Source organism: Flavobacterium sp. PLA-1-15 (genome assembly GCF_049060005.1).
In the GTDB taxonomy this organism is placed as follows: domain Bacteria; phylum Bacteroidota; class Bacteroidia; order Flavobacteriales; family Flavobacteriaceae; genus Flavobacterium.
This window is the reverse complement of the sequence record NZ_JBMGQS010000005.1, coordinates 69,485-94,700: the sequence shown is the minus strand read 5'-3', so window position 1 is coordinate 94,700 and position 25,216 is coordinate 69,485. Positions and strand designations below refer to the sequence as shown.

Below are 25,216 nucleotides of genomic sequence, written 5' to 3'. Positions count from 1 at the left end.
TTGAAAGCAAAAATTTCAGACGTTTTTTTTGATTTGGATCACACGCTGTGGGATTTTGAAAAGAATTCTGCCTTGGCGTTTGAATATGTATTATCAAAGCATAAAATAGGAGTTGACATTAAGCAATTCATCGCTTACTACGTTCCAATCAACATAAAATATTGGGAGCGCTACCGCATTGATGAGATCACTCAAACGGAATTGCGTTACGGAAGATTAAAGGATACTTTTGATTTGTTGAAGTATGAAATCGAAGACGAAATGATTTTTTTTCTTGCCGATGAATACATACAGCATTTGCCAAATTACAATCATCTTTTTGAAGGAACAATTGAAATATTAGATTATCTGAAATCCAAATACAAGTTGCACATCATTACAAATGGTTTCCACGAAATTCAAAACAATAAATTGAGGAATTCCAATATTGGTAATTATTTTCAAACGATTACCAATTCAGAATCTGCAGGTGTGAAAAAGCCAAATCCTATGATTTTTGAATATGCAATTACTTCTGCCAATGTTAAAAAAGAAAACTGCATCATGATTGGCGATTGCATTGAAGCCGATGTTCGAGGCGCTCTAAACTATGGTTTGGATGCCATCTTGTTCAATGAATGTAATGCCGAAGTTCCTGAAAATATCAAGCACATCAATAATTTGCTAGCATTAAAAAACTACTTATAATATCATCATGAAAAAATACACCTACATTCTATTTTTACTATTCAGTTTTTCTTGTTTTGCGCAAAGTGTCAATGATTATGCCTATGTAATTGTTCCAACGAAATTTCAATTCCAAAAAAAGGAAAATGATTACAGATTAAACACACTAACAAAGTTCAATTTAGAGAAATACGGTTTTACAGCTTTCTATCAAACAGACAATTTAGGAATCAGTTACAATGATAGATGCAATTATTTAGCAGTAGATGTAAAAGATGATGGAAATTTCTTGACAACTAAATTGATAATTACTTTTACGGATTGCAATAATAAGGTGGTCTTTGCGTCTAAAGCGGGTAGCAGTAAAGAAAAAGATAGAAAGGTGGCTTATGTTGAAGCGCTTAATGAGGCTTTTGAATCTGTAAAAGCATTAAATTATCAATACAATGGCAATAAATCTGCTCTGGAGGTAATTGCTAAACCTGCTGAAAAACAAACTGTTGAAGTAGTAAAAACAGATGAGAAAATCAATCCAAATCAACTTTTTGCGCAAGCTATTTCAAATGGATTTCAATTGGTTGATACAACTCCAAAAGTGGTTTTAAAAATGTTTAAAACTTCACAAACAGATTATTACACTGCCGTTTCAGATTCTAAAAACGGAGTCGTTTTCAAGAAAAATAACGAGTGGTTTTTTGAATATTACGAAAACGACAAGCTTGTTTCGGAAAAATTAGATATCAAGTTCTAATAGCCGTATTTGTCTTTCCAACGGTTTTTTAGGAATTCCCTTGTTCCATTTTCCCTTGAATTATTTCCAGGTGTATAAATGGGAGTGTTGGAAATAGCGTCGGGTAAGAATTCCTGCTCGGCAAAATTATTCGCATAATCGTGTGAGTACTTGTATTCTTCCCCATATCCTAATTCCTTCATCAACTTTGTAGGAGCATTGCGCAAGTGGATCGGAACCGGCAAATCTCCCGTTTGTTTCACGATTTGTTGAGCCGTTCCGATGGCCATATAGGAAGAATTGCTTTTTGGAGATGTTGCCAAATAAACCGCACATTGGCTTAGGATTATCCTGCTTTCGGGATTTCCAATTGCCGAAACTGCCTGAAACGTATTATTGGCAATTACTAAAGCCGTTGGATTTGCATTTCCAATGTCTTCACTGGAAAGAATCAGCATCCTTCGTGCAATAAATTTCACGTCTTCACCGCCTTCAATCATTCTGGCCAGCCAATAGACTGCTCCGTTCGGGTCGCTTCCGCGGATTGATTTTATAAAAGCCGAAATAATATCGTAATGCTGTTCGCCTGTCTTGTCGTATAAAACAGTATTTTGCTGTACAAGATGCAAAACCAGCTCATTCGTAATTACAATCTTTTCCTCGTTGGAAGCATTCACGACCAACTCAAAAATATTCAGCAGTTTTCGTCCATCACCCCCAGAAAGTCTAAGCAATGCTTCGGTTTCTTTCAGTTTTATATTTTTGCTTTTCAGATGGACATCCGTTTTCATCGCCCTTTCAAGCAAGGCAATCAAATCGTCTTTGGAAAATGCATTTAAGATATATACCTGACAACGCGACAGTAAAGCGGGGATCACTTCAAAGCTTGGGTTTTCTGTGGTAGCCCCAATCAATGTAATCCAACCCCTTTCAACCGCCGCAAGCAAAGAATCTTGTTGCGATTTGCTGAAACGATGGATCTCATCAATAAACAAGATTGGGTTTTTAGCCGTGAACAATCCACCGCTTTGTTTGGCTTTTTCAATCACATCACGAATATCTTTCACACCAGAATTAATTGCACTCAGGATATAAAACGGTCGTTTTGATTCCTGTGCAATGATTTGTGCAAGCGTTGTTTTTCCCGTTCCCGGTGGACCCCAAAAAATCATCGAAGGAATAATTCCTTTTGAAATTTGGTTTGTCAACGAGCCATTTGGTCCAACTAAATGCGACTGGCTAACATAATCTTCTAATTGCTGAGGACGAATTCTTTCTGCTAAAGGTGCTTCCATTTTGTAAAATTACTCAAATATTTATTTTCAGGAGCAATGATCTTAGGTGTATTTCATAATCCTTTTTCCTGCTGTCCGTTACAATCTTTTTATCTCGTTAAAGGAACGAGATAAGAAGGATTTCCACTTCCATCAGGGCTAGAGGAATCTATGTCAATTTTTGTATGCTTCTGCCAAAATTGCATATAAAAAACTTTGGTTACATTGTTGATTCGGTGTAGAAAATAAAACCCTAATTTCCATCAACTCATGAACGACAATCATTTCAAGTTTTCACTATCCGTTTTTGCCTTGCCACTTATGTTCGTTTTGTTTTTGTGGTTGGTGTTTTGGTTTGAAATCACCTATAAAATAAACCTTACCGAATATGGAATCCATCCTCGAACCTTTACGGGATTAAGAGGAATTGTGTTCAGTCCGTTTTTGCACGGCAGTATGGAGCATCTTTATAATAATTCGATTCCTATTTTTATGCTGATTGCTGCTTTGCGATATTTTTACAGGGAGCTCTTTTTTAAGATATTGGGTTATGGTATTTTGCTTTCGGGATTTCTGACGTGGGTTATTGCAAGGGATTCCTATCATATTGGCGCCAGCGGATTGATTTATGTTTTGGTAAGTTTTATCTTTTTCAAGGGAATCATGACAAAATATTACCGCTTGGTAGCACTTTCGCTCTTGATTGTAACCTTATATGGAAGTTTGATTTGGTATGTTTTTCCTGGAGTAGAAGAGGGGATTTCTTGGGAAGGGCATTTGGCCGGATTGATTACGGGATTTGTTTTTGCAGCCATTTACAAGACGCCTGAATATGAAAAACTTATAAAATACGATTGGGAAAAACCCGATTTTGATCCAACGGGAGATAAATTTTTGGAACGATTTGATGAAAACGGAAACTTCGTAAATCCGCCGAAACCGGAGCCTGAATTGGAAATTTTTCCTGAAAACACTTCATTGCAAAACTTTAGGATAACGTATCACTTAGTGGAAAGCAAAAAACTTCCGGACGCAGAAAAGCCCGAAGATAAAAAGGATGCCTTTTGATTGTTTTCTAGCCCTGACTGGAGGGAAAATCCTTTTGTTTTTTTCTTTAAAAAAATAAAAGATTTGGAAGGAAGGCAGGAAAATGGATTTCAAACACAAACCAAGCGGTTCGCTCTTAAAAATCTAAATCTAAATCTACAATCTGAAATCTACAATCAGGATTGTCTTTGTCTTACGGTTTCGTAAAGGAAAGCGCCACAGGCCACGGAAACATTCAAAGAACCGATTGTTCCGAACATTGGGAGTTTTGCTTTTTCGTCTACGATTTTCAGTACTGAAGGGTTGATTCCTCTGTCTTCCGATCCCATGATGATGGCCAACGGTTCGTTTAGCGACAAGTCATAGAGGTTTGAGTCGGTTTTTTCGGTGGCTGCTACGGTTTTGATTCCGGAACCTTGAAGGAAAAAGATGGCGTCCTTGATGTGTTCTACTCGACAGATTGGCACGTTGAAAACGGCTCCTGCAGAAGTTTTTACGGTATCGCCATTTACGGGAGCCGCACCTGCTTTTTGAACGATGATGCCGCTTACCCCGGTACATTCTGCAGTACGGATGATGGCACCGAAGTTTCTTGCATCGGAGATTTGGTCAAGGATTAAGAACAGTGGTGTTTTGCCGCTTTCGAGTACTTGTTCGACTAGAGTTTCTAGGTTTTGGAAAGCGATTGGAGCAATGGTTGCTACGGCACCTTGGTGGTTGTTAGGTGTCAGTCGGTTCAATTTCTCTACAGGAACATAGGAGAAATTGACGTTGTTGCGTTTCATGACTTTCATCAAGTCTTTCATCAATTCGCCTTGTGCGTCTTTCTGAAGAAATACTTTGTCGACTTCTTTTCCTGCTTGAATTGCTTCTATGATTGCTCTAATTCCGAATATTTGATGCTCTTTTTCCATGGTGCAAATGTAATAAAAAAACCACCACTTTTAGGTGATGGTTTTAGAGTTATTGGGGTTGTATCTATAATGTGAGTGGAGGCCAATCCGTACCGTCAGTTCGGGTAAGGGTGGTGTCTCCAAATTCACCATATGTATTCTCCCAGTGGAATGATATCTGATTTCCAGTGACAACCAAATTTGTCATGGTATAGGTATCTCCAAAATTATCAGCACCACCAAATTTAATTTGGTTACAGATGTCAATGAGTGTCACTCCTTCTGAATCTCCAGGTCCATAAAGGGCTTCCCATCCACCAAAAGATCCATCGGAAATATCATAAACTCCACCACCTTTAGCGGTTAAAGTTACTGTTCCTGTAACGGGTCCTGCTACGGCTCCGCCGTCTGGTTCGCCAATGTTAGAAGTTGAAAATTGGTAAGTTCCTGCTAAATCTGAAGGGCATGAAACATTGTAGGATTGAACAACACTAAAAAGAGGTGAATTGGCTACATCGATTCCATAATTTGTACTTCCGTCGTCATTTAGCATCTTAATGACTGTGCCATTTTTTAGTGTAAGCTCAGTACTAACTATCATTTGGTCACCAATTTCAAAATCCTCTGGCGCATTTAATTCTGCAAAAGCGGCAATTAAATCAGTTTGTGTCAAGCTATACTCTTTAGGAAATGTGGTTACATTGGTTTCTAAAACCGCTTTATATGCTTCTTCGCCTTTGTAATAAAATAACACAACATCCATAGAGCTGACATCTCCTTGTGCTAAATCGATTGTAAAACCTATGTTGATATTTTCTCCTTCGTTAATTGCAATAAGGTTTATAAAGGAATCCGTGTTTTCGACTTTAGTGACATTTGGTACAGCTCCTGTTTGAAGATTTTGATTTGAATCTCCACCATCGTCTTGGCAACAAAGTAGAAATGTACTTATTGCTACAAGAGTGAATATTAATTTTATTTTTTTCATAATAAGTTTAATTTTTAGTTATCCCAGAATATTTTGTAAGTAGTAGGATCTTTCTGGGCCGGTGCATTTTGATTTACGTTTAGTTCATCTTGTGGCCAATAAAAAGATTGCTGGAATGCATTAGCCCCTCCGTTTAGAGTGGTTTGAGAATCAATTAGTGGGAAACCATCACCGTTATTTAGTTGATATTCCGGAGATGCTCCAATTGGATTTGCTAATACGGGATATCCGGTTCTTCTATAATCATTATATTGATCAAGAGGATCTCCGAAAGTGGCTACCCATTTTTGCGTCATGATGATTTCAAGTTTCTTTTCATCTGATCCTGCAGCAAATTCAGTCATTACATTGGTTATAAATGTTGTTACAGGTGCTTCTCCTACAAGCTTAGGGACTGTTTGAGGAGCATTATTCTGAGTAACAACTTGATCTACTTTAGCGAAACTGGCTTCCATGGCTTGCTGTAATTTATCGGCAACATTGCCACCTATCTTATTTACTTGTATCAACTCGGCTTCAATATACAAGAATTCATCATAAGTCAAAATACGATGTGGGGCTATTCCGGTTGGTCGAGGAGGTGCTCCCGTTGCCCCAGCCATGATATCGTTGATTCTGCCACCTTCATTATCATCATATCTTCCACCTGCAGGAAAAATTCCTGGATAGGTAACGGAATTTTCAACGCTGTGATCACGGTTTGGACCAACGGTTCCAAAACGAATGCTAAAGAAACCTGATTCTTGGTCCCAATAATCGGCTCTAGGGTCTCCGGTTGAAGTATTGCCTTGATCTGGCGGAAATTGTCCGTCAGCTAATTGGTTGAAAAAGTAGTATGGCATTCTTGGATCAGGATTTCCCGAATGAATGTTTGGGTTTACCCCTTTAAGAATCTCATAAAACCAAGGGCTTACATTGGATCCGAATTGTGTACTGTTGTAGGATTCAAGAAAGAGTTTGTTTCGTTCATCCGTTGGAGAAAGGTTGGCAGTTTGTTTAAATTGAAAGTCATCTTCTATTGAAGCAAAGAAATTATCTTCAGCAATTAATGCGTCAAAACCTGCTTGATCAAAATCCGGAGTCAATCTTGTTTGATTGTATAATTTCAATTTAAAAGTGTTTGCAAATCTAATCCATCTATCGGTATTTCCTTTGTAAAAGAAATCATCATTTCCAGGTTTTAGGGGTCCTTCATCGCTTGCAATATTTACTTTTGCTTCATCAATCAAAGCAAAAATTGCCGTATATATTTCTTTTTGATCGTCGAATTTTGGACTTGTAATTCCTGATTGCAATAGGAGTGCTTCTGAATAAGGAACATCCCCAAATAAATCAACAGCCACTGATAGTAAGTACGCCTTTTGCATCTGTCCAATACCTACATAAACCATATTTCCGCTCTCTGTACCTTGAAGTATGAGCGTTTCAATGTTTTTTAAAGTTAGATATATCTTGTTCCATTCATTAAGAAGTAAAATATTGTTTACACGAGTGCCGTATTGATCGTATTCTTCCCTAGTTGTCATTTGATGGGTGTATACCGATAAAATTGTGCCTGTGTAAAACTGATAATCAGTTACATCGTTAATGTTTACCTCTATGTTTGAAAGTAACAGAGATAAAGGTGCATTGGTTGGATTATCAGTATCAGTATCTACATCAATGAAATCGCTGCAACTCAAAAAAGTCATTGTTAGTCCTAATAAAACAATGCTACTTTTATTGTTTCGTATTAAATTTAAAAGTTTCATATAATTTTTTTTAGAATGTTAGGTTAAGTTTGAATCCATATCTCTTGGATGTAGGAGCTGCAGATACTTCAATACCTTGAAGGTTTGAAGAACCATAGCTTGTAGTATCAGGATCAAAGTTGGTATATTTTGGAACATTAGGAGCAAAATACCACAAATTGCTTCCCATGATGCTAAAACTGATGCCTCCAAATGGAGTTTTCTCTAAGAATTTTGATGGTACATCATAGGTTAGGCTAATTTCTCGTAACCTAAAAACAGTTCCGTCATATATGCTTGCTTCATCCACACTATTAATCCCGAATGTATTTCCGCCAGATCCACTACCTGGAGAAAAATACAGCTCGTTCATACTTAACTGTACAGTATTAGGAATTTGATTTCCGTTTCCGTCTAAAATTGGTTGTCCGGTATTTGGATCGCCATAGAAACCTGGAATGATAAACGTTTGCTCTCTGTTTTCGGTATCTCTAGTAACACCTCTTCCAAGCAAAGATTCTATAGTTGTGGATTTTACATCACCACCTTGTCTCCAATCAAATTGTGTTCTTAACGAAAATCCTTTGTACGATAAAGTATTGATAAAACTCATTTTGAAATCAGGATTAGGATCGCCAATTACACCCGGTGTAGGATCTTGAAGAATACCTCCACCAGATTGATTGATCAAGTAATTTCCATTTGCATCTCTTGCAAATTTTGTCCCGTAGAACACACCGAATGGTTGCCCTTTTATCACATACCCAATTTCATTTGCGTCTAAGGCAAAACGATCTAGACCGTCTATTAATTCAGTAACTTCATTTTTATTTTTTGTAAATGTAGTATTTAAAGTCCATCTGAAATTATCATTTTTGGTTGGTACAAGGGTTAATCCAAGTTCTACACCTTTATTAGTCATCTCACCTAAATTCGTGTTGTAGGTTGAGAAACCACTTGTTACAGGAACTGAAACTGGAGTTATTAAATCAGTAGTAACTTTATTATAAACAGTTGCATCTAAAATGATTCTACGATTAAAAAACTCTAAATCTGTTCCAAACTCAACTTCTTGAGTGAACTCTGGAGTAATCTTTTGATTACCTAAAAAAGTATTGTTTCCGATAACTGGATTATTATTGAAAGTTTGACCTAGCGAGAAAGTTGTATTCAAAAATTCAGCTGGTGCGTCGCGCCCTACTTTTGCAAACCCACCTCTAAGTTTTGCAAAGGTTAAGATCTTGCTGTCCATTTTGAAAGCTTCTGTTAAAATAATAGAAGCACTTACAGATGGATAAAAATAAGAGTTGTTGTCTTTTGGTAAAGATGAACTCCAGTCGTTTCTTGCAGTCGCATTCAGAAATAAAAAATCTCTAAACGAAAAAGTTACATCTGCAAATACACCAACATTTCTTTTTCTATCTCCTTCATCTAAAAGGCTCGAAATGTTTTTTGTGTTTTTCATTGTAAATAAATCTGGTAAGATTAATTCTTTTCCTGTAGGTTAAGCGTTGTGTTTCATTCTGTAAAACGTTATTACCAATAATTGCATTTAACCCAAAATCCTCACTCAATTTATAGTCAAAGTTTAATAAGAATGTTGATTCTAAATCTTCATTGTTAAATCTATCCGTAGTAATAGATCCGAGTCCACTTGCGGCTCTTGAGCCTAGGTCGCGAATTTCTTGTCGGTCTAAACTATATTTGTTAAAGCCTACTCTGTAAGAAGCTGAAATGTTTTCGTTGAATTTATAATTCAAATTCACACCAGCAACTGTTCTGTTGCTATTTGTGATGATTTTGTCATGTTCCCAAGACCATAAAGGATGGTCAAATTGAGCGCCGTTTGGAGTTACAGAATAACCTGTTGCTGGATGTTCATAGGGTAAATTCAAATCCCAGTTTCGAGCCAAAAATAAGACTCTAGCAAAAGATGAAGACGCGCCATCATATTGGTTCTCTCCAAAAAAAGCGCCCACTTGTTCTGTGTTTGAATAGCTCAAATTTGCACCAACGGTTAAATTATTCGCTAGTTTAAAATTACCACCAGCAGAAATGGATGTCCTGTCGTAGGTGTTAAAAGGAATGTATCCATCATGATCTAAGTCTGAAATGGTCACATTAAAGCTTCCTGCTTCACCGGAATAATTAAAGCCGATTGTATTATCAATAACTATTCCTGTACGAAATAAATCTTTTACGTTGTTTGGTTTAGCAACATAAGGAACTGTAGCTCCAAATTGATCTGGAAATGCTTCTAATATACTTGGCCACGTTGGAATTGTTTCTAAAGTGCCAAAGGCAGGTCCCCAAGAACCATTAGCATTAGAATACCCGAAGTTGTTACCTGCACCATACTTGTTTTGGTATTCGGGTAAATTTCCTATATTTTCAAAATAGGTTCCTGTTCCCACATTAATACTCATTTTCTGTCCTTTTTTTGAAGATCCAGATCCAGATTTTGTAGTGATTACAATAACACCGTTTACCGCTCTTGAACCATATAGTGCGGCTGCTGCCGAACTTTTTAGAATGTTAACAGAAGCAATATCATTTGGATCCAAGCTTGAAAGTGCAGATTCATATCCGCCACCACCATCAACTTGGCTAGAAGTTGTCAATTGTGTATTGTCATAAGCAATACCATCAACAATAAATAAAGGTTGTGTGTCACCAGTAAAGGAAGTGGTTCCTCTAATTGTAATCTGATTAGAAGCTCCTGCCACACCATTAGAAACATTCACGTTAACCCCGGCAACTTTCCCGTTCAAGGATCGAATCAAATCAGGTTCGGAGTTTTCAGTGAGTTCTTCTGCTTTTATACTGCTCACGGAATATCCAAGATCTTTAGGATTTCTTTTAATACCAAAAGCAGTTACTACAACTCCTTCTAATTCCGTAGCATCGTCGGCTAGTTTCACTTTTAAATTTGTAGATGAAGCTACAACTTCTTGGGTTTTAGTTCCAATATAACTAAAAACCAAAATTTGGTTGGGAGCTGCAGAGAGTGAAAAGTTCCCGTCAAAATCAGTCTGAGTTCCTGTAGATGTTCCTTTGATTATAATACTAACTCCCGGAAGCGGAAGCCCGTTACTGTCGGAAACATTACCAGTAACAGTCCTTTCTTGAGCAAATGTGATTTGCGCAAATAGCACTAATAGGAGTGCTAAGTAATTTGTTAATTTCGATTTCATATTAATTTGATTTAGTTATAAACCAAATTTCTTAAGAAAAAGTTAACTTTCCTATCATAAAAAAATAAAAATATTAGGAAATAATTTAGTATATTATCCGATATGGTATATTTTGATTGAAATATTCTAAAAAACAGTCTTAAAACTGATGTGAATAATGGAATTCGAAAGTTTAATCGTTTGATCCTTTGTGCTTCCATTCGCATAAACCAAATTCAACAATCCATTTTTAGTAAGCAATCCAAAACCGAAACCAAGGCCAAGTAGTCTGTCGCTGATATCTGAGGTCTTGTCTTGATAATATCCATAATCTGTTATGGTATGCACGTAAATGCTGGGTGCCAAAACATAACGGTATTCGGTAAGTATCGAAGCTAGGAAGTTTCCCTGAAGACTGTTTTCATTAAATCCCCGAATCGAGTTGATTCCGCCAAAGCGATACAATTCGTTGATGATGTAATTTTCGCTCTGCAGATAAAAATTCTGGCTTTTTATGTTGAAACTGTTTTTGTCGTTCAAGTAAATATTATGCTTAATATTGAAATCAAGAAAGCTTTGATTGTTCGATTCCAATTTTGAACTTCTTTTTCCCAAACCGCCTTTCAAGCTAATTCTTGTTTTTTCAGGAAACAGAAAATCATCTACTTTAAAATCTACAAACTCAAAAGTGCTTGTCACGAACGAATTCTCATAATCGCTGATGCTGAAATTATTCGTGTTCTGAATATCGCTCGATTCTGTTGATTGATAGCCAATATAAAGACGAGTATTATAGTTAAAGTAGTAGCCCAAGTCAATTGCGGTTTTGGTATTTTGGAACGTGCTGTCTTGTTTGAAGATATTCAAGTTGACTTTCAATCCAAACGGCGAATTAAAAATATAAGGCAATTCGATTCCTGCGTTAAAAGTACGTTGCTTGTTGCCGTCGCTTTTCCAATATAATGTAAATTCTTCACCAACATTCAAAGAATTGACGAGTAATAAATCCAAATAACCATTAAAATTTACCTTGTCCTCATCATCATTCGAAAAACCGATATAGCCGTCAAATTTATTCGGTTTTGATTTTTCCAAATAAACATACACCTTTGTCGTGTCCTTTGTAAATAAAATCTCAGGATAGCGCGTTTGGTTTACAAATCGGAACTTGTTAAAATCATCGTACACCTTCTTTAGGTTTTCCTGATTAAAAGTCTTGTTCCGATAAAGTCTCTTGATGTTTTTCTTGTGACCTTCCGGAAATTTATCATAACCATTAATCACAATATCGTTCAGCTGTCGCTGATTTCCAGTTTCCAAAACCAGTTCTGCAAAAAGAGCATTTGTGTCTTTCTTGAAATTGACCAATTTTAATCGTGCCAGCGAAAATCCTTTACGTTCCAATTTGGCCAATGTTTCATTCAAAAAGCTTTCGGTTTCTTCAAAACGCATCTTCAGGGTGTCTTTCCTTTCGTCAAAATAACTCGAAAAATCCTCACCTATATATATATGTATAAAATCCGTTTTTTTTCCTACTGCAAAACGAAACTGAAAAGTACTATCATTCGGCTTTTTCATTTCCAAAATCTCATTTTCAATAAAACCAAGCCTTGTCAGTTTTTCAGAAACTAAATTCCCTTCCTCAATAACCGATTTTGCATTTTCATGTTCCTTCTTGTAGCCTAAGGAATCAATTGTTTTTTTCGATTTCTCATTTTCGGAATCAATACTCAAACGCAAATTCTGACCGAAGCTATTCAGACAAAAAAAAGTAAAAATAAAAAGCAGAAATTTTTTCAAACTGTACAAATTATTAGGAGCAAAAGGCTTGGGTGTTTTTGGAATCCATTTTCCCGCTTTCCGTTGCAATCTTTTTATCTCGTTAAAGGAACGAGATAAAAAGGATTTCCACTTCAATCGGGGCTAGGGGATAAACCATTTGCCTTTTGGGAACCTTCGTAAAAGTAACGCAAAAAATCATCTTATAATATGTGAAAATCAAATCAATATTAATCTATTTGAAAATTAATGGATTATGATTTGTTTCATTAAAAATATTTACTACATTTGCAACCCCGTAAAAAGCGGGAATTTTAAAAAACATAAGAAATTTTTAGTATTAATTATGCCAACAATTCAACAATTAGTAAGAACTGGAAGAACTCAGATAACTAAGAAGAGTAAATCGGTTGCTTTAGATTCTTGTCCTCAAAGAAGAGGTGTTTGTACGCGTGTTTACACAACGACGCCAAAAAAACCAAACTCTGCAATGCGTAAAGTAGCGCGTGTACGTTTGACAAATGGTAACGAAGTGAATGCCTACATCCCTGGAGAAGGACATAATCTACAAGAGCACTCGATAGTATTAGTTAGGGGTGGAAGGGTAAAAGATTTACCAGGAGTTAGATACCACATCGTTCGTGGAGCGCTTGATACATCAGGTGTTGCAGGAAGAACGCAAAGAAGATCTAAGTATGGTGCTAAACGCCCAAAAGAAGCAAAAAAGTAATCTTAAAACCGTTATGAATTAGAGGATGAAACTGATAAGGAGTAACAAAAAAACGAAGAAATGAGAAAAAGACAGGCCAAGAAAAGACCTCTTTTACCAGATCCAAGGTTTAACGACCAATTAGTAACACGTTTCGTGAACAACTTGATGTGGGATGGTAAAAAATCAACTGCTTTTAAAGTTTTTTATGATGCAATGGACATCGTAGAAGCAAAAAAACAAGACGCTGAAAAATCTTCAGTAGAAATCTGGAAAGATGCTTTAACAAACGTTATGCCTCACGTAGAAGTACGTAGCCGTAGAGTAGGTGGAGCTACATTCCAAATTCCAATGCAAATCAGACCAGACCGTAAGATCTCTATGGCAATGAAGTGGATGATACTTTATGCACGTAGAAGAAATGAGAAATCTATGGCTCAAAAACTAGCTTCTGAAGTTTTAGCTGCTGCTAAAGAAGAAGGTGCTGCTGTTAAGAAGAGAATGGATACTCACAAAATGGCTGAAGCAAACAAAGCATTCTCTCACTTTAGATTTTAATTTTTAAGAAATGGCTAGAGATTTAAAATTTACAAGAAATATCGGAATTGCTGCTCACATTGATGCTGGTAAAACAACAACAACTGAGCGTATCCTTTTTTATACTGGAAAATCACACAAAATTGGTGAGGTGCACGATGGTGCTGCAACAATGGACTGGATGGCACAAGAGCAAGAAAGAGGTATTACCATTACTTCAGCTGCTACAACATGTGAGTGGAGCTTTCCTACAATTCAAGGAAAGACTACTCCAGATTCTAAGTCTTACCACTTTAACATCATCGATACTCCTGGACACGTTGACTTTACCGTAGAGGTAAACCGTTCTTTGAGAGTATTGGATGGATTGGTTTTCTTGTTTAGTGCTGTTGATGGTGTTGAGCCACAATCAGAAACTAACTGGAGACTTGCAGATCAGTACAGAGTTCCACGTATGGGATTCGTAAACAAAATGGACCGTCAAGGTTCTAACTTCTTGGCAGTTTGTCAACAAGTAAGAGACATGCTAAAATCAAACGCAGTTGCAATCACTTTGCCAATTGGTGAAGAGAATGATTTCAAAGGTGTTGTGGATTTGGTAAAAAACCAAGCTATCGTTTGGCATGATGCTACTCAAGGAGCTACTTTTGATATTATCGACATTCCAGCTGATATGGTGGATGAGGTAAAAGAATACAGAGATATCCTTATTGAAGCAGTTGCTGATTATGATGAGAACTTGCTTGATAAGTACATGGAAGATCCGGATTCTATCACAGAAGAGGAAATCAATGTTGCTTTAAGAGCTGCTACAATCGATATGGCGATCATTCCTATGATTGCTGGTTCTTCTTTCAAAAACAAAGGTGTTCAGTTCATGCTAGATGCAGTATGTAAATACTTGCCATCTCCATTGGATAAAGAAGGTATCGAAGGAATTCACCCTGATGATGCTGAATTGTTAGAAGAAGATCAAAAGAAAATCTTACGTCGTCCTGATGTAAAAGAGCCGTTCGCAGCTCTTGCATTTAAGATTGCTACTGACCCATTCGTAGGTCGTTTGGCTTTCTTCCGTGCCTATTCGGGTCGTTTGGATGCTGGTTCTTATATCTTGAACACTCGTTCTGGAAACAAAGAAAGAATTTCTCGTATCTACCAAATGCACGCTAACAAGCAAAACCCAATCGAATATATCGAGGCAGGTGATATTGGAGCTGCAGTTGGATTTAAAGATATCAAGACTGGAGATACAATGTGTGATGAAAAACATCCTATCATTCTTGAGTCAATGAAATTCCCTGCACCGGTAATTGGTATCGCTATCGAGCCTAAAACAAAAGCTGACGTAGATAAAATGGGTATGGCTTTGGCTAAATTGGCTGAAGAGGATCCAACGTTTACAGTTAGAACTGATGAGGCTTCTGGTCAAACAATTATCTCTGGTATGGGTGAGCTTCACTTGGATATCCTTGTAGATCGTATGAAACGTGAATTCAAAGTTGAAGTAAACCAAGGTGAGCCTCAAGTTGAATATAAAGAAGCATTTACAAGATCTGCTCAACATAGAGAAACTTACAAGAAACAATCAGGTGGACGTGGTAAATTCGGTGATATCGTATTTAGATTAGAGCCTGCTGATGAAGTTGACGGTAAAGTTCCAGTTGGATTACAGTTCGTAAATGAAGTTAAAGGTGGTAACGTTCCTAAAGAATATATTCCATCTGTAGAAAAAGGTTTCAGAGAAGCTATGAAAACTGGTCCTTTAGCAGGATACCAAGTTGATAGTTTGAAAGTAACTTTGTTGGATGGATCTTTCCACCCTGTGGATTCTGATGCACTTTCTTTTGAATTAGCGGCAAGAATGGGTTATAGAGAAGTAGCTAAAGCTGCTGGAGCTGTAATTCTTGAGCCAATCATGAAAATGGAAGTAATCACACCAGAAGAAAACATGGGAGATATCGTTGGTGATATCAACCGTCGTAGAGGTCAGGTGAATGATATGGGTGACAGAAATGGTGCTAAAACAATCAAAGCTGATGTGCCTTTGTCTGAAATGTTTGGATATGTAACTACATTGAGAACATTGTCATCAGGTAGAGCAACTTCAACAATGGAGTTTTCACATTACACTGAAACGCCTTCTAATATTTCGGAAGCGGTAATCAAAAAAGCAAAAGGTAACGCTTAATTCTAAAGAAAATGAGTCAAAAAATCAGAATAAAACTAAAATCTTACGATCACATGTTGGTAGATAAATCTGCTGAAAAGATTGTAAAAACCGTAAAAAGTACGGGTGCAGTGGTAACTGGTCCAATTCCGTTGCCAACTCACAAAAAACTTTTCACTGTATTGCGTTCTCCGCACGTTAACAAAAAAGCAAGAGAGCAATTCGAGGTAATGTCATACAAGAGATTGATTGATATTTACTCTTCATCTTCAAAAACTATTGACGCTCTAATGAAATTAGAGTTGCCAAGTGGTGTTGAAGTAGAGATCAAAGTATAATTATATTTTGAATTTATACAAGGGCGAAACATAGTTTTTTCTATGTTTCGCCTTTTTTTATGGAGTTTTTTTAGGTGCGAATTTTTATATGAAAAATATTCTTGCTTAATGCGTTGTAAATCAAAAAAAAGCAATACATTTGCAAACTTTTTGGGGTCAAATACGCCCAAAAGTAATTGTTTAATTAATAAATGTTTAATATGTCTGGGTTAATCGGAAGAAAAATTGGCATGACTAGTATCTTTGACGAGAATGGAAAAAACATTCCATGTACTGTTATTGAAGCTGGACCATGCGTTGTTACCCAAGTCAGAACCAATGCGGTTGACGGGTACGAAGCGTTGCAACTTGGTTTCGATGACAAAACTGAGAAACATTCCACACAAGCGGCCGTAGGTCACTTTAAAAAGGCTGGAACTGTAGCGAAGAAAAAAGTCGTTGAATTTCAAGAATTTGCAACTGAACAAAAATTAGGTGACATTATCGATGTTTCTATTTTTGAAGAAGGAGAATTTGTAGATGTACAAGGTGTCTCAAAAGGTAAAGGTTTTCAAGGTGTTGTGAAGCGTCACGGATTTGGTGGTGTTGGACAAGCAACTCATGGTCAGCACAACCGTTTAAGAGCGCCAGGTTCTGTAGGAGCTTCTTCTTATCCATCTAGAGTATTCAAAGGAATGCGTATGGCTGGAAGAATGGGAGGAGATAATGTGAAAGTACAAAATCTTAGAGTTTTAAAAGTAGTGGCTGATAAGAACCTACTTGTTATCAAAGGATGTGTTCCTGGACATAAAAACTCTTATGTAATCATTCAGAAGTAATGGAAGTAAAAGTTTTAAATTTCAACGGAAAAGAAACTGGCAGAACGATCACTCTTTCTGATTCAGTATTCGCAATCGAGCCAAACAATCACGCAGTATACCTTGATGTGAAGCAATATCTTGCTAATCAAAGACAAGGAACGCACAAAGCTAAAGAAAGAGCTGAAGTTGCGGGATCTACTCGTAAGATTAAAAAGCAAAAAGGTACTGGTACAGCTCGTGCTGGTAGTGCAAAGAACCCTTTGTTTAAAGGTGGAGGTACAGTTTTCGGACCAAGACCAAGAAGTTATTCATTCAAATTGAATAAAAACTTGAAAAGATTGGCAAGAAAATCTGCTTTCTCTATCAAAGCAAAAGAGTCAAATATTATCGTTTTAGAAGACTTCAATTTTGAAACTCCAAACACTAAAAATTTCATTAACGTTTTGAAAGCTTTAGGGTTAGAGAATAAAAAATCATTATTTGTGTTGGGTGATTCGAATAAAAATGTATATTTGTCGTCACGCAATTTAAAAGCTTCTAACGTTGTAAGTAGCTCAGAATTAAGTACTTACGCCATTCTTAACGCTAATAATTTAGTGCTTTTGGAAGGTTCTTTAGAAGGAATTGAAGAAAATTTAAGCAAATAATAGGAATATGAGCATCATAATTAAACCTATAGTAACTGAAAAAGTAACCAAAGAAAGTGAAGTTTCTAACCGTTTCGGTTTCGTTGTAGATAAAAAAGCAAACAAAGTACAAATTAAGAAAGCTGTTGAGGCTGCTTACGGAGTAAATGTAGTAGCTGTTAATACAATGAATGTTAGACCGGATAGAACTACAAAATACACTAAAAGTGGTTTGATCAGTGGAAAGTCTAATGCTTACAAAAAAGCAATGGTACAAGTACAAGAAGGAGAAACAATCGATTTTTATAATAATATCTAATAAATAAGGCAGTATTATGTCAGTTAGAAAATTAAAACCTATTACCCCGGGTCAGCGATTTAGAGTTGTGAATGGTTATGACGCCATTACAACTGATAAGCCGGAACGCTCTTTGATAGCGCCGATAAAAAACTCTGGAGGTAGAAATAGTCAGGGAAAGATGACCATGCGTTATACGGGTGGTGGTCACAAGCAGAGATATCGTATCATTGATTTCAAAAGAACTAAAGACGGGATTCCGGCTACTGTGAAATCAATTGAATACGATCCAAATCGTACTGCATTTATCGCTTTGTTGGCTTATGCTGATGGAGAGAAAACGTATATTATCGCTCAAAACGGTTTGCAAGTAGGTCAGAAATTAGTTTCTGGAGCTGAAGCACAACCGGAAATCGGTAATACATTACCATTGAGTAGAATTCCTTTGGGAACTGTTATCTCTTGTATTGAGTTGCGTCCAGGACAAGGAGCTGTAATCGCTCGTTCTGCTGGAACTTTCGCTCAATTAATGGCAAGAGATGGAAAATATGCTACAATCAAAATGCCATCAGGTGAAACAAGATTGATCTTGCTTACTTGTTCGGCTACAATTGGAGCAGTATCTAATTCTGATCATCAATTAGTAGTATCTGGAAAAGCAGGTAGGACTAGATGGTTAGGTAGAAGACCTAGAACAAGACCAGTTGCGATGAACCCTGTTGATCACCCAATGGGTGGTGGAGAAGGACGTTCTTCAGGAGGACACCCACGTTCAAGAAACGGAGTTCCTGCTAAAGGTTATAGAACACGTTCTAAGCAAAATCCGAGTAACAAGTATATCGTAGAACGTAGAAAGAAATAATAAGATATGGCACGTTCATTAAAAAAAGGACCTTTTGTTCATTATAAATTAGATAAGAAAGTTCAAGAAAATATTGAGAAAGGTAATAAAGGAGTTGTAAAGACATGGTCTAGAGCTTCTATGATTACTCCAGATTTTGTTGGACAAACTATCGCAGTTCACAACGGTCGTCAGTTTGTACCAGTTTACGTAACAGAAAACATGGTAGGTCACAAATTAGGAGAATTTTCACCAACAAGATCTTTTAGAGGTCACGCTGGAGCAAAAAATAAAGGTAAAAAATAAGAAGCAATGGGAGTTCGTAAAAGAGAAAGAGCTGAAGGCATCAAAGAAGCTAACAAGCAGATTGCCTTCGCAAAATTGAATAACTGCCCTACTTCACCTAGAAAAATGCGCTTAGTAGCAGATCTAGTAAGAGGTCAGAAAGTGGAAAGAGCTTTGAATATATTAAGATTCAGCTCTAAAGAAGCTTCAAGAAAGTTAGAAAAACTTTTGTTATCTGCAATCAACAACTGGGAGCAGAAAAATGCAGAAGGTAACGTAGCTGAAGCAGGCTTAATCGTTAAAGAGATCAGAGTAGATGGTGGAATGATGTTGAAAAGACTTCGTCCAGCTCCACAAGGTCGTGCACACAGAATTAGAAAACGTTCAAACCACGTTACAATCGTGTTAGGACAATTAGATAACACACAAGCAAAATAATTAAGATGGGACAAAAGACAAATCCAATTGGAAACAGACTTGGGATCATCAGAGGATGGGATTCTAACTGGTATGGTGGAAATGACTACGGTGATAAACTTGCCGAAGACTACAAAATCAGAAAGTATATCCACGCTCGTTTATCAAAAGCTAGTGTATCAAAAGTAATCATCGAGAGAACTTTGAAACTTGTAACCGTTACTATCACTACTGCTAGACCTGGTATCATTATCGGAAAAGGTGGACAAGAGGTAGACAAGTTGAAAGAAGAACTTAAGAAAGTTACTGACAAAGAGGTTCAAATTAACATCTTTGAAATTAAAAGACCTGAATTAGATGCTTACTTGGTAGGTACTTCTATCGCACGTCAAATTGAAAGCAGAATTTCTTACAGAAGAGCGATCAAAATGGCAATTGCGGCTGCAATGCGTATGAATGCTGAAGGTATCAAAGTTTTAATTTCTGGTCGTTTGAATGGTGCTGAAATGGCACGTTCAGAAGGTTTCAAAGAAGGACGTATTCCTCTATCAACTTTCAGAGCTGACATTGATTATGCACTTGCTGAAGCACATACTACTTATGGTAGAATGGGTATCAAAGTGTGGATCATGAAAGGTGAAGTTTACGGAAAGAGAGATCTTTCTCCACTTGTAGGCATGGATAAAAAACAAGCTGGTCAAGGTGGTGGAAAAGGTGGAGATTCTCCAAGAGGAGATCGTAAGCCTTTCAACAAGGACAGAAAACCAGGTGGAGACCGTAAAAGAAAGTAAATTTTTAAACTAAAGAAAAATGTTACAGCCTAAAAGAACAAAATACCGTAAGGTACAGAAGGGTAAAATGAAAGGGAATGCTAACAGAGGGCACGAACTTTCAAATGGAATGTTTGGAATTAAATCTGTACATGAAGATGGAATGTTCCTAACTTCTCGTCAAATCGAGGCGGCTCGTATCGCAGCAACTCGTTTTATGAAGAGAGAGGGACAGTTATGGATTAAAATATTCCCAGACAAACCTATCACAAAGAAGCCTCTTGAAGTACGTATGGGTAAAGGTAAAGGTGCAGTTGAATATTGGGCTGCCGTTGTTAAACCTGGAAGAATTATGTTTGAAGTTGGAGGAGTTCCTTTGTCAGTTGCAAAAGAGGCGTTACGTCTTGCGGCTCAAAAGCTTCCAGTAAAAACTAAATTCGTCGTTGCTAGAGATTTCGAAGCATAATCTATATTATTATGAAACAATCAGAAATAAAGAATCTTTCTGTAACTGAATTACAGGAAAAGCTAAGCCAATCTAAAAAAGCGTATGCTGATTTGAAAATGGCTCACGCTATTTCTCCAATTGAAAATCCGCTTCAAATTAGAAGTGCTAGACGTGTGGTTGCAAGAATAGCAACTGAACTAACTAAAAGAGAGTTGCAATAATTGTATTCTACTGAAAGATGGAAGAAAAAAGAAATTTAAGAAAAGAAAGAATTGGTGTAGTTACTTCAAACAAAATGGATAAGTCTATTGTTGTTGCTCAAGTAACTAGAGTAAAACACCCATTATACGGTAAGTTCGTGTTGAAAACAAAGAAATTTGTTGCACACGACGAAACAAACGACTGTAACATTGGAGATACTGTAAGAATTAGCGAAACGCGTCCTTTGAGTAAATCAAAATGTTGGAGATTAGTTGAAATCTTAGAAAGAGCTAAATAATTATGGTACAACAGGAATCAAGACTAAAAGTAGCAGATAACACGGGAGCAAAAGAAGTTTTAACTATCCGTGTTTTAGGAGGTACCAAAAGAAGGTATGCCTCTGTTGGAGACAAGATTGTAGTATCAATTAAAGATGCGACTCCAAACGGAAACGTAAAAAAAGGAGCTGTTTCAACTGCAGTAGTGGTACGTACTAAAAAAGAAGTGAGAAGAGCTGATGGTTCTTATATCCGTTTCGATGACAATGCATGTGTTCTTTTGAACGCTGCAGGGGAAATGAGAGGAACTCGTGTTTTTGGTCCGGTAGCAAGAGAACTTCGTGAAAAACAATTCATGAAAATTGTATCATTAGCACCAGAAGTGCTTTAATTATTTGCAAGATGATAAAGCTAAAAATAAAAACAGGAGATATCGTTAGAGTTATTGCTGGAGACCATAAAGGTGCTGAAGGTAAAGTTGTAAAGGTAGATCGTGAGAAAAACAAAGCGATTGTTGAAGGTGTAAACATGGTTTCGAAACATACAAAACCAAGTGCAAAAAGCCCTCAAGGAGGAATCGTTAAGAAAGAAGCTCCTATTCAAATTTCTAACATTGCTCTTATAGATCCTAAAACAAAGGAAACTACAAGAACAGGAGTTAGAGTAGAAGGAGATAAGAAAGTAAGATTTTCAAAAAAATCTAATCAAGTACTATAGTAATGGCATATACACCTAGACTAAAAGATGAATATAAGAACAGAGTAATCTCTGCTCTTAAAGAAGAGTTCGGTTACAAAAACGTAATGCAAGTTCCAAAACTTGAAAAAATCGTTTTGAGCCGTGGAGTTGGTGCAGCAGTATCTGACAAGAAACTTATTGACTATGCAGTTGATGAGTTGACAAAGATTACTGGACAAAAAGCAGTTTCTACAATCTCTAAGAAAGACGTTGCGTCTTTCAAATTGAGAAAAGGAATGCCAATTGGAGCAAAAGTTACTTTGCGTGGAGAAAGAATGTATGAGTTTTTAGATAGACTTATTACTTCTGCCTTGCCTCGTGTTAGAGATTTCAGTGGTATCAAAGCTACAGGATTCGACGGAAGAGGTAATTATAACCTTGGGGTTTTAGAGCAAATTATCTTCCCAGAGATTGACATTGATAAAGTGAACAAAATCTCAGGTATGGATATTACTTTTGTTACTACTGCACAAACAGATAAGGAAGCAAAGTCATTATTGGCTGAATTAGGATTACCTTTTAAAAAGAATTAAGACATGGCTAAAGAATCAATGAAAGCCCGTGAGGTGAAAAGAGCTAAAACGGTAGCGAAGTATGCTGAGAAAAGAAAAGCTTTATTAGAAGCTGGAGATTACGAAGGTTTACAAAAATTACCAAAAAATGCTTCACCAGTTCGTATGCACAATCGTTGCAAATTAACTGGAAGACCAAGAGGGTATATGCGTCAATTCGGTATTTCTCGTGTTACTTTCCGTGAAATGGCCAATAATGGATTAATTCCAGGAGTTAAAAAAGCAAGTTGGTAAAATATTAGTTCCAATTTTGATATTTCAACAGATAGTTGTATGTTTGCCGGATTTTTGTCGGCAACGTACAATTATCTGTTTAATTAATTAGTAGAGTTTAATGGTTTCAGGTTCTACCGGATGGTCCGGAACGAATACCAAAACCGCAATTTCAATTATATGTACACAGATCCTATTGCGGATTATTTGACAAGGGTGAGAAACGCTGTGGCTGCAAACCACAAAGTCGTTGAAATTCCTGCATCTAATCTGAAAAAAGAGATTACCAAGATCTTATTTGATCAAGGATACATCTTGAGTTACAAGTTTGAGGACAACGCCGTTCAGGGTTCAATCAAAATTGCTTTGAAGTATGATAAAGATACTAAAGAGCCTGTAATCAAGGATATCCAAAGAATTAGTAAGCCAGGTTTACGTAAGTATGCAGGTGCTTCAAAATTACCTAGAATCCTTAACGGTTTAGGTATTGCAATTGTTTCTACATCAAAAGGTTTGATGACTGGAAAACAAGCCAAACAACTTAATGTTGGTGGTGAAGTAATTTGTTACGTATACTAATAAAAAGCTAAACATGTCAAGAATAGGTAAAAACCCCGTTACAATCCCTGCTGGAGTAACTGTTACAGTAGCAGAAGGAGTAATTACGGTAAAAGGAAAATTAGGTCAACTAACACAGGAATATTCAGATGTTTCTGTAACTGTTGAAGGTGATCAAGTTCAAGTTGAAAGATCATCTGATCAAAAAGACCAGAGAGCAAAACACGGATTATACAGATCTCTAATCAATAACATGATTATTGGTGTATCTGAAGGCTTTACAAAAGAATTGGAACTAGTTGGAGTAGGTTACAGAGCTTCTAATCAAGGACAAAAACTTGATTTGGCTTTAGGTTTTTCTCACAACATCATTTTGGAAGTAGCCGAAGAGGTAAAATTGGAGACAATTTCTGAAAAAGGTAAAAACCCAATCGTGAAATTAACTTCTTTTGACAAGCAATTGTTAGGAGCTGTAGCAGCGAAAATCAGAGGTTTCCGCAAGCCAGAGCCTTACAAAGGAAAAGGTGTTAAATTCGTAGGTGAAGTATTAAGAAGAAAAGCAGGTAAATCCGCTTAATAAAATATAAGATTATGTCATTAACAAAATCTGATAGAAGACAGAGAATTAAATTCAGAATTAGAAAGATTGTTAGCGGTACTGCTGCGAAGCCAAGACTTTCTGTATTCAGAAGCAATAAAGAGATCTACGCACAACTAATTGATGATGTGAACGGAGTAACTTTATTGGCTGCATCTTCAAGAGAAAAAGAAGTAGGAAATGGTACTAACGTAGAAGTTGCATCAGCAGTTGGAAAACTTGTTGCAGAAAAAGCGTTAAAAGCCGGGATCGATACAGTAACTTTCGATAGAGGAGGATACTTGTACCACGGTCGAGTTCAATCATTAGCAGAAGGCGCTAGAGCCGCTGGACTTAAATTCTAATTTATTATGAAAAATAGAAATATAGAATCTGTAAAACCAAGCGGACTAGAATTAAAAGATCGTCTGGTAAGTGTAAATCGTGTTACAAAAGTTACAAAAGGTGGTAGAGCATTTGGTTTTTCTGCTATTGTAGTTGTTGGAGACGAAAATGGTGTTGTAGGACATGGATTAGGAAAGTCGAAAGACGTTTCTGAAGCTATTGCAAAAGCAGTTGAAGATGCAAAGAAAAATCTTGTAAAGATTCCTTTGAACGGACAATCTGTTCCTCACGAACAAAAAGGTAAATTTGGTGGTGCACGTGTATTCCTAATGCCAGCTTCGCATGGTACAGGAGTTATCGCTGGTGGAGCTGTTCGTTCGGTTCTTGAATCAGTTGGTATTCACGACGTATTATCAAAATCTCAAGGATCATCAAATCCTCACAACGTAGTTAAAGCAACTTTTGATGCTTTGCTTCAAATGAGAAGCGCTCACACTGTTGCAAAACAAAGAGGTGTTTCTTTAGAGAAAGTTTTTAAAGGTTAATTCAAGGAAATTATGGCTAAGTTATTAGTAAAACAAGTTAGAAGTAAAATCAACTGTCCTCTTACTCAAAAAAGAGGTTTGGAAGCTTTAGGACTTCGTAAAATGGGCCAAGTTGTAGAGCACGAGTCAAATCCTGCAATCCTTGGAATGATAAACAAAGTTAAACACTTAGTTTCTGTAGAAGAAGCTAAATAACAAATTATAGTTATGAATTTAAGTAACTTACAACCTGCTGAAGGTTCTACACACAATCAAAATAAGAGATTAGGTAGAGGAGAAGGTTCTGGTAAAGGTGGTACTTCTGCAAGAGGTCACAAAGGAGCAAAATCTCGTTCTGGTTATTCTAAAAAGATTGGTTTTGAAGGTGGACAAATGCCGCTTCAAAGACGTGTGCCTAAGTTTGGTTTTACAAACATCAATCGTAAAGAATACGAAGGTGTGAACCTTGATACGCTTCAAGCTTTAGTTGATAATGGATTGATTACAGATACTGTAGATATGTCAGTTTTTGTTTCAAACCGTTTGGCTACCAAAAATGAAATCGTTAAGATTTTAGGTAGAGGGGAATTGAAAGCGAAATTAAAGGTAACTGCTCACAAATTTACTGCTACTGCAAAAGCTGCTATCGAAGCTGCTGGTGGAGAAGCTGTAACATTATAATTTTTCTAGTAAG

General features: G+C 36.8%; 34 protein-coding genes. 27 read left to right on the top strand and 7 right to left on the bottom strand.

Annotation, left to right across the window (positions count from 1 at the left end):
- Both ACI6PS_RS05610 and ACI6PS_RS05605 read left to right on the top strand, forming a co-directional pair.
- Entirely contained in the window at nucleotides 1-687 is a 687-nt protein-coding gene (locus ACI6PS_RS05610; protein ID WP_421011563.1) for a YjjG family noncanonical pyrimidine nucleotidase, read from the top strand.
- 7 nt (nucleotides 688-694) lie between these two features.
- On the top strand, nucleotides 695-1,417 hold the full coding sequence (locus tag ACI6PS_RS05605; RefSeq protein WP_421011562.1) for a hypothetical protein: 723 nt from the start codon (nucleotides 695-697) through the stop codon (nucleotides 1,415-1,417).
- On the opposite strand, the gene ACI6PS_RS05600 is transcribed toward ACI6PS_RS05605, so the two are convergent.
- Entirely contained in the window at nucleotides 1,414-2,691 is a 1,278-nt protein-coding gene (locus ACI6PS_RS05600; RefSeq protein WP_421011561.1) for a replication-associated recombination protein A, read from the bottom strand. The two genes, ACI6PS_RS05605 and ACI6PS_RS05600, sit on opposite strands and share 4 nt — an antisense overlap.
- A gap of 249 nt (nucleotides 2,692-2,940) precedes the next feature.
- Between ACI6PS_RS05600 and ACI6PS_RS05595 the strand changes: the two genes are divergently transcribed.
- Nucleotides 2,941-3,738: a rhomboid family intramembrane serine protease gene (locus ACI6PS_RS05595; RefSeq protein ID WP_421011560.1), complete on the top strand. Its 798-nt coding sequence runs from the start codon at nucleotides 2,941-2,943 to the stop codon at nucleotides 3,736-3,738.
- A gap of 155 nt (nucleotides 3,739-3,893) precedes the next feature.
- Here the strand turns inward: ACI6PS_RS05595 and rlmB are convergent, their stop codons facing one another.
- The 6 genes from rlmB to ACI6PS_RS05565 form a co-directional block, all read right to left on the bottom strand.
- Nucleotides 3,894-4,631, bottom strand: coding sequence for a 23S rRNA (guanosine(2251)-2'-O)-methyltransferase RlmB (rlmB, locus tag ACI6PS_RS05590; protein WP_421011559.1), 738 nt, complete (start codon nucleotides 4,629-4,631; stop codon nucleotides 3,894-3,896).
- Nucleotides 4,632-4,695: 64 nt separating this feature from the next.
- On the bottom strand, nucleotides 4,696-5,598 hold the full coding sequence (locus ACI6PS_RS05585; protein ID WP_421011558.1) for a hypothetical protein: 903 nt from the start codon (nucleotides 5,596-5,598) through the stop codon (nucleotides 4,696-4,698).
- A gap of 14 nt (nucleotides 5,599-5,612) precedes the next feature.
- The gene (locus ACI6PS_RS05580) at nucleotides 5,613-7,349 is read right to left on the bottom strand and encodes a SusD/RagB family nutrient-binding outer membrane lipoprotein (protein WP_421011557.1); all 1,737 of its coding nucleotides are present in this window, start codon (nucleotides 7,347-7,349) and stop codon (nucleotides 5,613-5,615) included.
- Between the two features lie 10 nt (nucleotides 7,350-7,359).
- Nucleotides 7,360-8,793 (bottom strand): TonB-dependent receptor domain-containing protein, encoded by a 1,434-nt coding sequence (locus ACI6PS_RS05575; RefSeq protein WP_421011556.1) that lies wholly within the window; start codon nucleotides 8,791-8,793, stop codon nucleotides 7,360-7,362.
- A complete protein-coding gene (locus ACI6PS_RS05570) occupies nucleotides 8,756-10,522 on the bottom strand; it encodes a TonB-dependent receptor plug domain-containing protein (protein WP_421011555.1) in 1,767 nt (588 codons plus the stop codon). The genes ACI6PS_RS05575 and ACI6PS_RS05570 overlap by 38 nt, the downstream gene beginning before the upstream one ends.
- Nucleotides 10,523-10,648: 126 nt before the next feature.
- The gene (locus tag ACI6PS_RS05565; protein ID WP_421011554.1) at nucleotides 10,649-12,370 is read right to left on the bottom strand and encodes a hypothetical protein; all 1,722 of its coding nucleotides are present in this window, start codon (nucleotides 12,368-12,370) and stop codon (nucleotides 10,649-10,651) included.
- Between the two features lie 256 nt (nucleotides 12,371-12,626).
- On the opposite strand from ACI6PS_RS05565, the gene rpsL reads away from it, so the two are divergent.
- The 24 genes from rpsL to rplO all read left to right on the top strand — a co-directional run bounded on the left by rpsL (nucleotide 12,627) and on the right by rplO (nucleotide 25,203).
- Entirely contained in the window at nucleotides 12,627-13,010 is a 384-nt protein-coding gene (gene rpsL / locus ACI6PS_RS05560; RefSeq protein WP_007136570.1) for a 30S ribosomal protein S12, read from the top strand.
- A gap of 60 nt (nucleotides 13,011-13,070) precedes the next feature.
- Complete coding sequence (rpsG, locus tag ACI6PS_RS05555) at nucleotides 13,071-13,547, top strand: 30S ribosomal protein S7 (protein WP_026706238.1); 477 nt, start codon at nucleotides 13,071-13,073, stop codon at nucleotides 13,545-13,547.
- A 10-nt stretch (nucleotides 13,548-13,557) separates the two neighbouring features.
- Entirely contained in the window at nucleotides 13,558-15,714 is a 2,157-nt protein-coding gene (gene fusA / locus ACI6PS_RS05550) for an elongation factor G (RefSeq protein ID WP_421011553.1), read from the top strand.
- 11 nt (nucleotides 15,715-15,725) lie between these two features.
- Nucleotides 15,726-16,031: a 30S ribosomal protein S10 gene (gene rpsJ, locus ACI6PS_RS05545; RefSeq protein WP_011963470.1), complete on the top strand. Its 306-nt coding sequence runs from the start codon at nucleotides 15,726-15,728 to the stop codon at nucleotides 16,029-16,031.
- Between the two features lie 200 nt (nucleotides 16,032-16,231).
- Nucleotides 16,232-16,849 carry a 50S ribosomal protein L3 gene (gene rplC / locus ACI6PS_RS05540; protein WP_421011552.1) on the top strand — a complete coding sequence of 206 codons (618 nt, stop codon included), beginning with the start codon at nucleotides 16,232-16,234 and terminating at the stop codon, nucleotides 16,847-16,849.
- Nucleotides 16,849-17,478 (top strand): 50S ribosomal protein L4, encoded by a 630-nt coding sequence (rplD, locus tag ACI6PS_RS05535; RefSeq protein ID WP_421011551.1) that lies wholly within the window; start codon nucleotides 16,849-16,851, stop codon nucleotides 17,476-17,478. Before rplC ends, rplD begins: the two co-directional genes overlap by 1 nt.
- A 7-nt stretch (nucleotides 17,479-17,485) precedes the next feature.
- The gene (gene rplW / locus ACI6PS_RS05530; protein WP_421011550.1) at nucleotides 17,486-17,776 is read left to right on the top strand and encodes a 50S ribosomal protein L23; all 291 of its coding nucleotides are present in this window, start codon (nucleotides 17,486-17,488) and stop codon (nucleotides 17,774-17,776) included.
- A 16-nt stretch (nucleotides 17,777-17,792) separates the two neighbouring features.
- Complete coding sequence (gene rplB / locus ACI6PS_RS05525) at nucleotides 17,793-18,617, top strand: 50S ribosomal protein L2 (RefSeq protein WP_421011549.1); 825 nt, start codon at nucleotides 17,793-17,795, stop codon at nucleotides 18,615-18,617.
- 6 nt (nucleotides 18,618-18,623) lie between these two features.
- The gene (rpsS, locus tag ACI6PS_RS05520; protein ID WP_014085019.1) at nucleotides 18,624-18,902 is read left to right on the top strand and encodes a 30S ribosomal protein S19; all 279 of its coding nucleotides are present in this window, start codon (nucleotides 18,624-18,626) and stop codon (nucleotides 18,900-18,902) included.
- A gap of 6 nt (nucleotides 18,903-18,908) precedes the next feature.
- A complete protein-coding gene (gene rplV / locus ACI6PS_RS05515) occupies nucleotides 18,909-19,319 on the top strand; it encodes a 50S ribosomal protein L22 (RefSeq protein ID WP_421011548.1) in 411 nt (136 codons plus the stop codon).
- A gap of 5 nt (nucleotides 19,320-19,324) precedes the next feature.
- Complete coding sequence (rpsC, locus tag ACI6PS_RS05510) at nucleotides 19,325-20,089, top strand: 30S ribosomal protein S3 (RefSeq protein WP_421011547.1); 765 nt, start codon at nucleotides 19,325-19,327, stop codon at nucleotides 20,087-20,089.
- 19 nt (nucleotides 20,090-20,108) lie between these two features.
- Nucleotides 20,109-20,534, top strand: coding sequence for a 50S ribosomal protein L16 (gene rplP / locus ACI6PS_RS05505; RefSeq protein WP_125011407.1), 426 nt, complete (start codon nucleotides 20,109-20,111; stop codon nucleotides 20,532-20,534).
- Nucleotides 20,535-20,545: 11 nt separating this feature from the next.
- Nucleotides 20,546-20,737, top strand: coding sequence for a 50S ribosomal protein L29 (gene rpmC, locus ACI6PS_RS05500; RefSeq protein ID WP_421011546.1), 192 nt, complete (start codon nucleotides 20,546-20,548; stop codon nucleotides 20,735-20,737).
- 17 nt (nucleotides 20,738-20,754) lie between these two features.
- A complete protein-coding gene (rpsQ, locus tag ACI6PS_RS05495; RefSeq protein WP_115813677.1) occupies nucleotides 20,755-21,015 on the top strand; it encodes a 30S ribosomal protein S17 in 261 nt (86 codons plus the stop codon).
- A 2-nt stretch (nucleotides 21,016-21,017) separates the two neighbouring features.
- The gene (rplN, locus tag ACI6PS_RS05490; protein ID WP_007803649.1) at nucleotides 21,018-21,386 is read left to right on the top strand and encodes a 50S ribosomal protein L14; all 369 of its coding nucleotides are present in this window, start codon (nucleotides 21,018-21,020) and stop codon (nucleotides 21,384-21,386) included.
- Between the two features lie 11 nt (nucleotides 21,387-21,397).
- Nucleotides 21,398-21,712 carry a 50S ribosomal protein L24 gene (gene rplX, locus ACI6PS_RS05485; RefSeq protein ID WP_026706248.1) on the top strand — a complete coding sequence of 105 codons (315 nt, stop codon included), beginning with the start codon at nucleotides 21,398-21,400 and terminating at the stop codon, nucleotides 21,710-21,712.
- 2 nt (nucleotides 21,713-21,714) lie between these two features.
- Nucleotides 21,715-22,266 carry a 50S ribosomal protein L5 gene (gene rplE / locus ACI6PS_RS05480; RefSeq protein ID WP_421011545.1) on the top strand — a complete coding sequence of 184 codons (552 nt, stop codon included), beginning with the start codon at nucleotides 21,715-21,717 and terminating at the stop codon, nucleotides 22,264-22,266.
- A gap of 3 nt (nucleotides 22,267-22,269) precedes the next feature.
- The gene (rpsN, locus tag ACI6PS_RS05475) at nucleotides 22,270-22,539 is read left to right on the top strand and encodes an uS14 family ribosomal protein (protein WP_421011544.1); all 270 of its coding nucleotides are present in this window, start codon (nucleotides 22,270-22,272) and stop codon (nucleotides 22,537-22,539) included.
- 159 nt (nucleotides 22,540-22,698) lie between these two features.
- Nucleotides 22,699-23,097: a 30S ribosomal protein S8 gene (gene rpsH, locus ACI6PS_RS05470; RefSeq protein ID WP_026706251.1), complete on the top strand. Its 399-nt coding sequence runs from the start codon at nucleotides 22,699-22,701 to the stop codon at nucleotides 23,095-23,097.
- 13 nt (nucleotides 23,098-23,110) lie between these two features.
- Complete coding sequence (gene rplF, locus ACI6PS_RS05465; protein ID WP_421011543.1) at nucleotides 23,111-23,653, top strand: 50S ribosomal protein L6; 543 nt, start codon at nucleotides 23,111-23,113, stop codon at nucleotides 23,651-23,653.
- A 14-nt stretch (nucleotides 23,654-23,667) separates the two neighbouring features.
- Entirely contained in the window at nucleotides 23,668-24,018 is a 351-nt protein-coding gene (gene rplR, locus ACI6PS_RS05460; protein ID WP_421011542.1) for a 50S ribosomal protein L18, read from the top strand.
- 6 nt (nucleotides 24,019-24,024) lie between these two features.
- Nucleotides 24,025-24,543 (top strand): 30S ribosomal protein S5, encoded by a 519-nt coding sequence (gene rpsE, locus ACI6PS_RS05455; RefSeq protein WP_421011541.1) that lies wholly within the window; start codon nucleotides 24,025-24,027, stop codon nucleotides 24,541-24,543.
- A 12-nt stretch (nucleotides 24,544-24,555) separates the two neighbouring features.
- Nucleotides 24,556-24,738, top strand: a complete 183-nt coding sequence (gene rpmD, locus ACI6PS_RS05450; RefSeq protein ID WP_035637325.1) for a 50S ribosomal protein L30 — start codon at nucleotides 24,556-24,558, stop codon at nucleotides 24,736-24,738.
- 12 nt (nucleotides 24,739-24,750) lie between these two features.
- Nucleotides 24,751-25,203, top strand: a complete 453-nt coding sequence (gene rplO / locus ACI6PS_RS05445; protein ID WP_421011540.1) for a 50S ribosomal protein L15 — start codon at nucleotides 24,751-24,753, stop codon at nucleotides 25,201-25,203.
- Nucleotides 25,204-25,216: the final 13 nt, after the last annotated feature.

Excerpts from the sequence above, each read along its gene's own strand:
- ACI6PS_RS05575 (WP_421011556.1), bottom strand. The coding sequence starts at position 8,793 with ATGAAAAACACAAAAAACATTTCGAGCCTTTTAGATGAAGGAGATAGA.
- rplX (WP_026706248.1), top strand. The coding sequence starts at position 21,398 with ATGATAAAGCTAAAAATAAAAACAGGAGATATCGTTAGAGTTATTGCT.
- fusA (WP_421011553.1), top strand. The coding sequence starts at position 13,558 with ATGGCTAGAGATTTAAAATTTACAAGAAATATCGGAATTGCTGCTCAC.
- rpsQ (WP_115813677.1), top strand. The coding sequence starts at position 20,755 with ATGGAAGAAAAAAGAAATTTAAGAAAAGAAAGAATTGGTGTAGTTACT.
- rplE (WP_421011545.1), top strand. The coding sequence starts at position 21,715 with ATGGCATATACACCTAGACTAAAAGATGAATATAAGAACAGAGTAATC.
- rpsS (WP_014085019.1), top strand. The coding sequence starts at position 18,624 with ATGGCACGTTCATTAAAAAAAGGACCTTTTGTTCATTATAAATTAGAT.
- rpmD (WP_035637325.1), top strand. The coding sequence starts at position 24,556 with ATGGCTAAGTTATTAGTAAAACAAGTTAGAAGTAAAATCAACTGTCCT.
- rpsN (WP_421011544.1), top strand. The coding sequence starts at position 22,270 with ATGGCTAAAGAATCAATGAAAGCCCGTGAGGTGAAAAGAGCTAAAACG.
- rpsH (WP_026706251.1), top strand. The coding sequence starts at position 22,699 with ATGTACACAGATCCTATTGCGGATTATTTGACAAGGGTGAGAAACGCT.
- rpsG (WP_026706238.1), top strand. The coding sequence starts at position 13,071 with ATGAGAAAAAGACAGGCCAAGAAAAGACCTCTTTTACCAGATCCAAGG.
- ACI6PS_RS05605 (WP_421011562.1), top strand. The coding sequence starts at position 695 with ATGAAAAAATACACCTACATTCTATTTTTACTATTCAGTTTTTCTTGT.
- rpsE (WP_421011541.1), top strand. The coding sequence starts at position 24,025 with ATGAAAAATAGAAATATAGAATCTGTAAAACCAAGCGGACTAGAATTA.
- rplB (WP_421011549.1), top strand. The coding sequence starts at position 17,793 with ATGTCAGTTAGAAAATTAAAACCTATTACCCCGGGTCAGCGATTTAGA.
- rplD (WP_421011551.1), top strand. The coding sequence starts at position 16,849 with ATGGAAGTAAAAGTTTTAAATTTCAACGGAAAAGAAACTGGCAGAACG.
- rplO (WP_421011540.1), top strand. The coding sequence starts at position 24,751 with ATGAATTTAAGTAACTTACAACCTGCTGAAGGTTCTACACACAATCAA.
- ACI6PS_RS05595 (WP_421011560.1), top strand. The coding sequence starts at position 2,941 with ATGAACGACAATCATTTCAAGTTTTCACTATCCGTTTTTGCCTTGCCA.
- rplN (WP_007803649.1), top strand. The coding sequence starts at position 21,018 with ATGGTACAACAGGAATCAAGACTAAAAGTAGCAGATAACACGGGAGCA.
- ACI6PS_RS05585 (WP_421011558.1), bottom strand. The coding sequence starts at position 5,598 with ATGAAAAAAATAAAATTAATATTCACTCTTGTAGCAATAAGTACATTT.
- rplR (WP_421011542.1), top strand. The coding sequence starts at position 23,668 with ATGTCATTAACAAAATCTGATAGAAGACAGAGAATTAAATTCAGAATT.
- ACI6PS_RS05580 (WP_421011557.1), bottom strand. The coding sequence starts at position 7,349 with ATGAAACTTTTAAATTTAATACGAAACAATAAAAGTAGCATTGTTTTA.
- rpsL (WP_007136570.1), top strand. The coding sequence starts at position 12,627 with ATGCCAACAATTCAACAATTAGTAAGAACTGGAAGAACTCAGATAACT.
- ACI6PS_RS05570 (WP_421011555.1), bottom strand. The coding sequence starts at position 10,522 with ATGAAATCGAAATTAACAAATTACTTAGCACTCCTATTAGTGCTATTT.
- rlmB (WP_421011559.1), bottom strand. The coding sequence starts at position 4,631 with ATGGAAAAAGAGCATCAAATATTCGGAATTAGAGCAATCATAGAAGCA.
- rpsC (WP_421011547.1), top strand. The coding sequence starts at position 19,325 with ATGGGACAAAAGACAAATCCAATTGGAAACAGACTTGGGATCATCAGA.
- rplW (WP_421011550.1), top strand. The coding sequence starts at position 17,486 with ATGAGCATCATAATTAAACCTATAGTAACTGAAAAAGTAACCAAAGAA.
- rplC (WP_421011552.1), top strand. The coding sequence starts at position 16,232 with ATGTCTGGGTTAATCGGAAGAAAAATTGGCATGACTAGTATCTTTGAC.
- rplV (WP_421011548.1), top strand. The coding sequence starts at position 18,909 with ATGGGAGTTCGTAAAAGAGAAAGAGCTGAAGGCATCAAAGAAGCTAAC.
- rpsJ (WP_011963470.1), top strand. The coding sequence starts at position 15,726 with ATGAGTCAAAAAATCAGAATAAAACTAAAATCTTACGATCACATGTTG.
- rplP (WP_125011407.1), top strand. The coding sequence starts at position 20,109 with ATGTTACAGCCTAAAAGAACAAAATACCGTAAGGTACAGAAGGGTAAA.
- ACI6PS_RS05600 (WP_421011561.1), bottom strand. The coding sequence starts at position 2,691 with ATGGAAGCACCTTTAGCAGAAAGAATTCGTCCTCAGCAATTAGAAGAT.
- rpmC (WP_421011546.1), top strand. The coding sequence starts at position 20,546 with ATGAAACAATCAGAAATAAAGAATCTTTCTGTAACTGAATTACAGGAA.
- rplF (WP_421011543.1), top strand. The coding sequence starts at position 23,111 with ATGTCAAGAATAGGTAAAAACCCCGTTACAATCCCTGCTGGAGTAACT.